This window comes from Amycolatopsis thailandensis (assembly GCF_002234405.1).
GTDB classification, from domain to species: domain Bacteria; phylum Actinomycetota; class Actinomycetes; order Mycobacteriales; family Pseudonocardiaceae; genus Amycolatopsis; species Amycolatopsis thailandensis.
Genome location: NZ_NMQT01000200.1, coordinates 1 through 9164, shown reverse-complemented (window position 1 = coordinate 9164; position 9164 = coordinate 1). Strand labels below are relative to the sequence as shown.

8 protein-coding genes and 1 pseudogene are annotated in these 9164 nt (G+C 66.7%); 4 read left to right on the top strand and 5 right to left on the bottom strand.

The window, feature by feature from the left end; all coding sequences use genetic code 11:
- Positions 1-166: 166 nt before the first annotated feature.
- A pseudogene (locus CFP71_RS41035) lies at positions 167-820 on the top strand (IS256 family transposase); the annotation flags it as partial.
- Positions 821-1311: 491 nt separating this feature from the next.
- Here CFP71_RS41035 and CFP71_RS45475 read toward each other — a convergent pair.
- From CFP71_RS45475 to CFP71_RS41025, 3 genes are read right to left on the bottom strand one after another with little or no spacing between them, the layout of a single operon-like run.
- Entirely contained in the window at positions 1312-1440 is a 129-nt protein-coding gene (locus tag CFP71_RS45475) for a hypothetical protein (RefSeq protein ID WP_279629270.1), read from the bottom strand.
- A gap of 49 nt (positions 1441-1489) precedes the next feature.
- The gene (locus tag CFP71_RS41030; protein WP_093939279.1) at positions 1490-2884 is read right to left on the bottom strand and encodes a S8 family serine peptidase; all 1395 of its coding nucleotides are present in this window, start codon (positions 2882-2884) and stop codon (positions 1490-1492) included.
- A gap of 47 nt (positions 2885-2931) precedes the next feature.
- The gene (locus tag CFP71_RS41025) at positions 2932-3402 is read right to left on the bottom strand and encodes a hypothetical protein (protein ID WP_093939278.1); all 471 of its coding nucleotides are present in this window, start codon (positions 3400-3402) and stop codon (positions 2932-2934) included.
- 137 nt (positions 3403-3539) lie between these two features.
- Here CFP71_RS41025 and CFP71_RS41020 point away from each other — a divergent pair, with 137 nt between their 5' ends.
- Together CFP71_RS41020 and CFP71_RS41015 are read left to right on the top strand one after the other, a co-directional pair.
- Positions 3540-4700 carry a sensor histidine kinase gene (locus CFP71_RS41020; RefSeq protein WP_244200025.1) on the top strand — a complete coding sequence of 387 codons (1161 nt, stop codon included), beginning with the start codon at positions 3540-3542 and terminating at the stop codon, positions 4698-4700.
- Positions 4697-5302, top strand: coding sequence for a response regulator transcription factor (locus tag CFP71_RS41015; protein WP_093939276.1), 606 nt, complete (start codon positions 4697-4699; stop codon positions 5300-5302). Before CFP71_RS41020 ends, CFP71_RS41015 begins: the two co-directional genes overlap by 4 nt.
- Before the next feature lie 282 nt (positions 5303-5584).
- Here CFP71_RS41015 and CFP71_RS41010 read toward each other — a convergent pair whose 3' ends face one another.
- Positions 5585-6622, bottom strand: coding sequence for a 2'-5' RNA ligase family protein (locus CFP71_RS41010; protein ID WP_341866910.1), 1038 nt, complete (start codon positions 6620-6622; stop codon positions 5585-5587).
- A 192-nt stretch (positions 6623-6814) separates the two neighbouring features.
- Positions 6815-7534 carry an ANTAR domain-containing protein gene (locus CFP71_RS41005; RefSeq protein WP_093939274.1) on the bottom strand — a complete coding sequence of 240 codons (720 nt, stop codon included), beginning with the start codon at positions 7532-7534 and terminating at the stop codon, positions 6815-6817.
- 338 nt (positions 7535-7872) lie between these two features.
- Between CFP71_RS41005 and CFP71_RS41000 the strand changes: the two genes are divergently transcribed.
- Complete coding sequence (locus tag CFP71_RS41000) at positions 7873-8472, top strand: ANTAR domain-containing protein (RefSeq protein ID WP_093939273.1); 600 nt, start codon at positions 7873-7875, stop codon at positions 8470-8472.
- Positions 8473-9164: the final 692 nt, after the last annotated feature.

Sequence of the window (9164 nt, the reverse complement as noted above, 5' to 3'; positions counted from 1 at the left end):
ATACGCGACTTCACCAGTCGGGGACCCCCAGCAGCGGGAGCAGTGCAGGAGGTCCTCCTCATCGTCACCGAGCTGAACGGGACTGTTCCAAAATCGGTGTTTCCGGCCCGACACGCCGGGCTGAGGTCCGGCGGGGTGGGCACTGTGAGTGATGACACCGGACCTTGTGAGTCCACGCAAGAGTGAGTCCAAGCCGGCGCGGGAGCTGTCGCCGGAGCAGGCCGCCGCAGCGGCGATGGTGGCTGAGGCGAAGGCGCAGGGGTTGGCGTTGACCGGCCCGGACGGCCTGCTGAAGCTGTTCACCAAGAATGTGCTGGAAACGGCACTGAACGAGGAGATGACCGAGCACCTCGGACACGAAAAGAACCAGGCTGAGCCGGACCGCGAGTCGACGAATATCCGGAACGGTACTCGATCGAAAACGGTGGTTTCGGATGCCGCGGGCGAGGTCGACATCAACGTGCCACGGGATCGAGAAAGCACGTTCGAGCCGCAGATCGTGAAGAAGCGGCAACGCCGGCTTACCGAAGTGGATGAGATCGTGTTGTCGTTGTATGCGAAAGGTATGGCGACTGGGGATATTTCGGCACATTTCGCCGAGATCTACGGATCTTCGGTCAGCAAGGAAACGATCTCGCGGATCACCGACAAGGTCATCGCCGAGATGCAGGACTGGGCCAGCCGGCCACTCGACGCGGTGTACGTGGCCGTGTTCATCGACGCGATCCACGTCAAGGTCCGCGACGGGCAGGTCGCCAACCGGCCTGTCTATGCCGCTATCGGCGTCACCGTGGAAGGCCGTAAGGACGTGCTCGGGCTGCGCATCATGTCGGGCTCGATCACGATGGCGATCCCCTAGACTAGGCCCTCGAACGCCTGGACCGCAACGACGTCCGCTACCGATTCGTACTCGACATGTCCGACCTCGACCAGACCGATGATGCCCGCGAAAGCGCCGTGAAGCCGGTCGACCGATGACTTTCATCCACGAACTTCTCGCGCACAGGAGCGGCCTGCGCCGGCAGAGCGAAGATCCTCGTCTCTTGACCGGACGTCGAGACGCCGGCCTCTCGACGCCGCAGGTCATACCTTTCGGCCCAACGCGGATGGCGCGATCAGCACGGCGGGACACAGGTTGAGTTCGGCGGCCGGATAACGTCGGCATCAGCACCCGGCCCGTCTTCGTGATCAAAGAGTCGGACAGAGGCTTCATACACGGTGAAACCGTCCAAACCTGTGGACCGGGCTGTCTACTTCCCAATGCGCGGGGGCAGCACCGCGATGCGCGGCGTTGTCGCGAAGCTTGTTCAGCTACCGCAGCCGGTCGGCCGGAACAGCCTGCAGGAGGCCGAGGTGCTCGGCGATCAAGGCGTAATCTCCGAGTACCGTCCGCTCGATAGTCCGCGTGCGCTGGCTCTCCGGCAGCTGCTCAGCCGCCACGGCTCGGGGTTGGCGGCTCGCAGGAGCACCAGTTCAGGAGTTCGACGGCTCAGAACGCGAGCAGGCCATGCGGAACACCGAGACCGGTAGGGCCGTCCCAACCTCGCTCCGCCCGGCACATGCGGTCGTCGAATCGGGTGGGTGGCTTGTCCGGCTTGTGCTCCCAGGCGGCGGAACAGTGACCGTCGGTACCGCTCCACGGTGGGATGAGATTGGCCCCCGACTCGATGTCGGAGAAGGCGAGTGACGGCGCCCGGTACAACGTGTTGGGCCCGCGCACGTCCCGCAGTTTCCGGCCCGCCGCGTACATGCCCGCGATCTGCGGGGCCGCGGCGCTCGTCCCGGCGAGCACCAGCCAGCCGGCCTCCGTGTGATCCGCCGGCCGGTAAGAGGTGTACATCGCGAGGTTCTCGGCGACAGCGGCCACGTCGGTACTGGCCCGGGAGCCCTGGCACAGCGCTGAAATCGTCGCAGGCTGGCCTTCCGGTGGTGTGACGCCGGGCGTGCAGCCGGAACCTCCCTGAGCCCACGCGCCCTGCAGGTAGCGATGGTTCTGTCCGACGAGCGTGGTGCCGCCGACGGCGGTCACGGTGGGGAGCGCCTGCGGCCACACGGCGGCGGTCCCGGTGAAGCCGGGATTGGTGACACCGACCGCTGTGTTGCCGTTCCCGTTGAAGCCGAGGTCCCCTGCCGCCGCGGTGATCGCCACCCCACGGTGGTCGAGCGCCTCGGCGATCGGACCATGCAGCGTGTTCTCACTGCCGGGAAGCGCGTAGGAGATGCTGATGGCATCCGCCCCCGCGTCGATCGCGGTACGGACCGCCTTGCCGAACGCGGCGGCGTAACGGTCATAACCCGCGGCGTTCGTGGGGTCCGTCGGCCCGTTCCCGATCGGGATCTGCACCGACAGCAGGCGGCAGGACGGGCAGGTGGCCGAAGCCATGTCCACGTCAAGGGCGGTCTCGATGGCCGAGCCCTGTGCGATCAGCTTCTCGTCGTCGGTACCAGGGGACGGCAGGGCTGGGCCGCCGGTGAAGTCCATCTGCCGGAAGCAACCGTCGTCGGCCCCGCAGGCGGGAAGCCCGTACTGTTCCCGGTAGACGGCGAGGTCGTCCGACAGCGTCGGATAGGGGCCGACGTTGATCAGCGCGATGGTGCCGCGGTGGGGTGACCGCGCGGGAAGCCGGTAGGCGGCGCGAAGATCTCCGGCTCCCCAGCCGATCGGCTCGGGGCCGCGCAGTATCTCCCCGTCGACCGTGGCGACCTGTGATCGGCAGCCGAACATCGCGAGCACGCCGCCGCAGACCGCCTGACTGCCGTGGGCCTTGGGCAGATCGCCGGCCGCGGAGGCGAGGGGCGCCGTGAGGGTCATCGCCGTCAGGACCGCGACACCGGCGAGTACCGACCGTCCGCTTTTCCGCAGCCTGCTTCGAGTTCTGTACATTGTGGATTCCTTCCGGTCGTTGCGCGAGGGGCCGTGTGTCCGGTCGTTCAGCCGCCGGACAGCAAGCCACCGCGGACCGCCGCCGCGGTGCGTTTGCGACGTCGGCGCAGGAGCACCACCACGAGCACGAAAATCTGCGATTCCGACGTCAGCCCCGGCAAGTCGCATGACACGGCCGAGCCATTCCGGCTGACGGTCCCCGCCGTCGCGCCGCCACGGCCGAGCATCGTGTATTCCCGGTCGGCCTCCGCGGTCCGCCGGAATTCGAAGTCCCGCCCAGACACGCTGAGGGCCCAGCTACGGCCCACCCTGCCGGTGGCTGCCAGGACCGTCCCATCCGGAGCGAGCAGCTCGTGGACCCCGCTCAACCGATGCCTTCGGACTCGGTATTCGGCGTCGCCGAAGTCGATCCGCGCTCCGACGCGGCCTTTCCGCAGGGAAAGCGTGCCCAGTTCCGAGTCGTCGCGGGTGAGGATGTACTCATGGCCCAGCGAACTGGTTTTTGTCGCGGTCAACATGTTCCTACGGGATCATCACCGGCCCGCGCGGACCCCTGCCATCTGTCATACCTCTCGGGTGACGAATGAGCGAGGCATCTGTCCACCGGGGCCGGACCATGATCGGCATGGGGAACAGCAGCCGTAGCATGGCCGACGTGCGTGAACGAGATCCCGACGAGTTCTCCGTCCGGCAGTGGCCGGACTGGGACTTCTGGAAAGACGGTCGCGGCAACCGCCGAGGCCGGAGCATGGTCGTCGCGATCACCAGCCTCTCCTCGCTGTTCCTGATCGCGCGGATCGCCGAAATCGACGGCCGCGCCGACGAACCGCTCGCTGGGACGGCGATCGCGTTCGCCCTCGGCTATTGCGTCAGCTGCCTGCTCGGGCCGTGGTTCGGTCCGCTCGCGTCGCGGAAGCGGCGGATCGCGATCGTGGCCGCGATGTTCACTCTCGGCGGTGCACCCGCCCTGCTGCTGGCCACACCCGCGTATCTGACCGATCTGACCTATGCGATCGCGGTCGGGCTGATGGTGCTGCCGCTGCGTCTCTCCCTGCCTCTCGGCTCCGCCGTGGCGGTCGGGCAGATCGGCTGGATGCAGCTGCGGGACGGCCGCGTGGAATGGGGTCCGGTGGCCACGCTCGTCCTCGTCACCGCCGGGCTGGGCATCGTTTTCGCGCTCAACTTCACCATCGGGCAGCTGCGGGCCGCCCGCGAGCAAGTCCGGCGGATGGCGGTGACCCAGGAACGGGAACGCGTCGCACGAGACCTGCACGACGTCCTCGGGCACAGCCTCTCGACGATGACTGTGAAACTGTCCCTGGCCCGGCGGATCCTGGAATCCGCCACCGACCCGGCTCCCGCGCTCACCGAAATCCGCGATCTGGAAACCCTGTCACGGCAAACACTCACCGACGTGAGGGCCACCGTCTCCGGCTATCGCACGGTGTCCCTGGCCAACGAGATCGCCGGTGCCGGAGTGGCCCTGCGAGCGGCCGGCGTACTCGCCGAACTGCCCACCGCGGCCGACGAGGTGCGATCCGAGCTGCAGGGCGTTTTCGGTTACGTGGTAAGGGAAGCGGTCACGAACGTACTACGGCACTCCGATGCCCGCGCCTGTCGCGTCCGGCTCGGCCGCGACTGGGTGGAGATCACCGACGACGGCACCCTGTCCGAGCCGCTGAACCCCGGGCAAGGCCTGACCGGCCTCGCCGAACGGCTCGCCTCGGTGTCCGGCACCCTCGAATACGGCAAGTCCCCCGGCGGCTTCCGGCTGATCGCCCGCGGCCCTTCCCACGGCGAAGCGGGCCAGGCATGATCCGAATTCTGCTGGCCGACGACCAGGCCCTCGTCCGCGGCGCGCTGGCCTCGATGCTGCGCATGGAATCCGACCTGGACGTGGTCGCCGAAGTCGGCTCCGGCACCGAAGTGGTTCCGGCCGCGAAGCGGACCTTGCCCGACATCGCCTTGGTGGACGTGCAGATGCCCGGCCGCGACGGCCTTTCTGTCACCGCCGAACTGCACCGTGCCCTACCGGGGTGCCGTGTGCTCATCTGCACCACTTTCAGCCGCCCCGGCTACCTGTCGCGGGCGATGGCGGCAGGAGCGGCCGGCTTCGTGGTCAAGGATTCCACGCCCGAGCAGCTGGTGAACGCCATCCGCCGAGTCCATGCCGGGCTTCGTTTCGTCGATCCGGCGCTGGCCGCCCAGTCCTTGGCGAGCGGCGCCAGCCCGCTCACCGACCGTGAGGTCGACATCCTGCGAGCCACCGCCGAAGGGGGCACGGTGGCGGACATCGCGGCGGCCGTGGGGCTCACCGAAGGAACCGTGCGCAATCACCTGTCGTCGGCTATCGGCAAAACCCAGGCCCGCACCCGCGCGGAGGCGGCACGACTCGCGGAGGTCAACGGCTGGCTGTGATGTCCGGTCCTCGTGACGAGCATCGACTGGGGGTAGCGTCTGCGGTGGCGGCGCTCGTGGGTACGGCTACACGAGATGATCGACGAGTTCAGGCGGATGCGGGAGCAGGGCGAGCCCAAGCCGAACCAGAACCCGGCCTCGGGCCGGCGCGGCATCGCCGCTGCCATACCCGCGGCGATGCTCGCCCGTGAGTGAGAACTCCGCGACCGAACGGACCGGCCCATCCGCCCGCCGGGTCAGACAGCGGTGGAACTCCTGGCCGCTCAGCCGTTGAAACTCAAGCTAGGGCCGGGGCAGAAACCTGCTGACCGGGTGAGTGTTCCAAAACCCGAGATCCAGAGCGGTCCGGCCAACCGTGGCGACCCATTCCACGGAAGCTCCGCACAAGTCCGGGACGCTCCGGCCCTCACCCCTGGTATCAAGCATGCTCACCTGTTCATCGAGAAATGCTTCGGCATCGGAACGGCGACGCCATACTCCGTGGTGATAGTGGACAGCGCCACTTCGGCCCCGGAGCCGCCACCCTCCGGGCCACCACGCAGAAGGACCGTCAGGGGCGCATTCCCACCATTCCAGCCGGGCCTCCTCGACGTCGGTCGGCTCTGCCGCGAAGAAGACTTCTTCCGCATCGAACACGGGATCCATGCGCCGATGGGCCTTGCGCTCGGCGCTGAGAAACCGTTGCCTGGCTTCATAAGCTTTCGCGGCGGGGTCCACGACCACCGGAGGACCCGAGGTCTCGCCGAAGGGCAGCTCCCAGATCTCGCCGCCTTGTCCCGGCCATGGGCCAGCCCTGTCGTCGACAACGGCCAGGACGACCTCGTCGACACGCATCCGCACCAATGAGTTGACACCGGCCGCCGGGGAGTCCGTGTCGAGCAGAGCGTCCTCCAAGCCCTCGTCGTTGAATCCCCGCATACAGTGGGCGATCACGGAGCGAGGCCGAAAAGCCGCCTCGATCGGACGAGGAACGTAGCCGGGAAACGCTGTTCGACAGGCAGCGGCGACCTTGGCTTGCAGCGTAAGCAACTCCCGCGAAGACTCCACGTAGAGTTCGACCGCTGAGGTCGTCACGATCGCGGGACCAAGGCGAATCTCGAACGCCCTGACATCGGCGAGGGCATCGTCCAACACGTCCCGTAGGCGAGCTACTTGTCCTGCTGGGACTCGCTCCGCGGGAACATCCACCGCCGACAGGGAAATGTGCCGAGCCGGACGTGGCACAACTTTCAGCAAGTCGCGTTCCCCGAAGTTCCGCTCGCACCAAGCCCTCGCCGCCGCCGCGTAGGTGTCCCCCAGGTCGCGCGCCGTCCGCGGCATCCTCAGGTGCGCTGTCCATCGCGACGGCGAAGACGCCCGGTTCCGGTCTTCGAAGCTCCGCACTATTCAAGCTGCCCGGCTGGTGGGACCCCCAAACCTCTCAACTCTCTCTCCTTTCGACGCGTTGCTCGTCCAGAGTGGCAAGGCGAGAATCGCCGGGAATAACTGTCCGAAGCCCGACCGGCGACTTCGCTACGGATTGAACTCACGAGGGCCGCCGCCGGAGGCGACATCCGAAGCCAGGTCCCTGAGTTTCAGGCGTCGCTGACGCGCGTGGGCGTGCAACCGGCGGAACGCCTCGCCCACCGAAACACCGAAACGCTCGGACAGCACTCCCTTGGCTTGCTCGATGACGACGCGGCTGTTCAGCGCGCCTTGAAGCTGATCCACGGTCTGACGAAGACCATGAGTCGAATGGCGCTGAGCGACGCAGGCGATGGCCGCGTCGGAGAAAATCCGGGCCAAACGCAACTCCAGACCCGAGAGCACCGGGTCCCTGGTGTTGACGAGAATGAGAACACTCGTCTCCTCGCCGTGGGTCCGGATGGGAACAGTCGTGACAGCGGTGATCCCGGCCGCCCTGACATATCGGCCGAACCGGGGCCAGCGTCGATCACCGGGACCGAATCTCACCGGGCCGATGGCTTCGCGGCTGCGCGCGCTATCCCAGCATGGGCCCTCGGTCAGTTCAACCTGCGCATGAACCAGCTCATGACCTAACTCGCCTGTCGCGATCGTGCGCCCGGCACCGCCGTGTCGATCCCACTGCGTGATGGCGACATCTTGCACGTGCAGGAGAGCGTGAAGATGAGCCGCGAGGTCTTCAAGTAAATCCGAAGCGTCGGGGTTCCCTGCACGATGGGAGAGATCGAGTACTGCGTCAGCGATTCGCGCCTCGCGTTCGGTGACCACGGTCTACCCCCGTACTCGGTTTCTATTCACGGCCCACGACAGCACAGGAAACGTGGTAGTCAGAGTGAGCCGAGGAGAAACTTTATCGCACTTCGCAGCCGCACACCGACAAGGCGTCTTCATACCGGCATAATGATCATCGGTGTCCGGCGTATCCGCCAGCCGGATGAATTGGCTTGTAATCGGAAATTCGGCCTCCTTAGGCTCGGTCTACCGGAGCGAGGTCGAGCAGCCGGCTGTCACTACGGTCCGAATCCGCCGTTCGTGCCCACCGGCGTCCATGCGCGAGTCGCCTCGTGTGCCTCACCTCGAGTACGGAGGTAAGGGTGGAACCCAGCATGATCGATCCGGCCGTACTGGGGGTCGACGGGATCGCCGTCTCCATTGCGACCACCGCCACGGTCGAGTTGACCTGGTTCAGCGACGAGACCAGCGCCCGACTCGACGACGGGCAGTTCACGACGGGCCAAGGTCCGGTGTTCGACGCCATCGCCGATCACGACCCGATACAGTGCCGCGACCTGACCAAGACCACCCGATGGCCGGCCTTCACCGATCACGCCCTCGGAATCGGAGTGCACGCGGTGTTCGCTTTTCCCATGATCATCGGACCGACCTGCGTCGGCGCGATGCTCTGCCATCGGAGAAACAGCGGCCCCATGAGCGACGACGGAATAGCGACAGCGATGGCACTCGCCAGCTTACTCCGCGCTCAAACGCTGACCTGGGTTCCCGGCCGTAATGACCCGAAGCCTGCCGAATTTCATCGGGCAGAAGTACACCAGGCCGCCGGTATCGTGAGCGCTCACCTAGACGCCCCAGTCAACGACGCACTCGCGCGAATGAGGGCGTACACCTTCGCCCATCAGCGGGCCCTCGTCGACGTCGCGCGCGACGTCATAGCAGGACGCCTGCGGCTACCCAGCGACGCAGCCTGATCACGACCCACGCTCGGCGCCGTTCCCGATGCCCGTTCGTTCACGACGTTCCCGACGAACGGGCAGGACCGAAGTGGTCCGGTCTGCCGAATATGTCGGGAGGGCATCAGCCATCGGCCGGAGAGAGGTATCCGCAGCGATGCTGGGACATCGAGTGCCCGCGCCTTCCGGCTCGGCCACACCGGCGGACTTGAGATCGGTGCGGTCACCTCAGGATTCGTTCCCAGGTCCTGAGCGGCCTGGGCGAGCAGCACGTCTCCAGCGGAAGCCCGGCAACGCAACGTGATCCGACCGCGCCGACATCGGATTCGGTGGCAAGCCAGGAACGGCACGCTGCCCGCCTCCGGCACCATCCGCGATGGCTTCGAACAGACCGGAGTGCCGAGCGTCACGGTTCTCCTCCGATTAACGGGTTTGGCCCGGCGCGAGCCGGGGCACACGAGCCAAGTCCCCAATCGCAGCGGCCGGTCCATACTTTCTCCGACCGGGGCCATCGACCGGATTTCCTTGCCTTCGCGCCGATCTCACCGGCTTTCGGGCTTCACGGGACGCGGTTGGAAAAGCCCGGATCGGGGTATCGAAGGACTATGGGGCTTGCGAAAGAACGAACCGGAAACGTCGAGAGCCGCGTGCACGAACCTACGCCTCGACGGCGGGACGGAGTCACTCTCGCGGCGACCTGGACCTCGATC

What these genes read in the sequence shown, in the direction of transcription:
- CFP71_RS41030 (WP_093939279.1), bottom strand. Translation starts at nt 2,884, where the DNA reads ATGTACAGAACTCGAAGCAGGCTGCGGAAAAGCGGACGGTCGGTACTC.
- CFP71_RS41025 (WP_093939278.1), bottom strand. Translation starts at nt 3,402, where the DNA reads ATGTTGACCGCGACAAAAACCAGTTCGCTGGGCCATGAGTACATCCTC.
- CFP71_RS41015 (WP_093939276.1), top strand. Translation starts at nt 4,697, where the DNA reads ATGATCCGAATTCTGCTGGCCGACGACCAGGCCCTCGTCCGCGGCGCG.
- CFP71_RS41010 (WP_341866910.1), bottom strand. Translation starts at nt 6,622, where the DNA reads ATGCCGCGGACGGCGCGCGACCTGGGGGACACCTACGCGGCGGCGGCG.
- CFP71_RS41000 (WP_093939273.1), top strand. Translation starts at nt 7,873, where the DNA reads ATGATCGATCCGGCCGTACTGGGGGTCGACGGGATCGCCGTCTCCATT.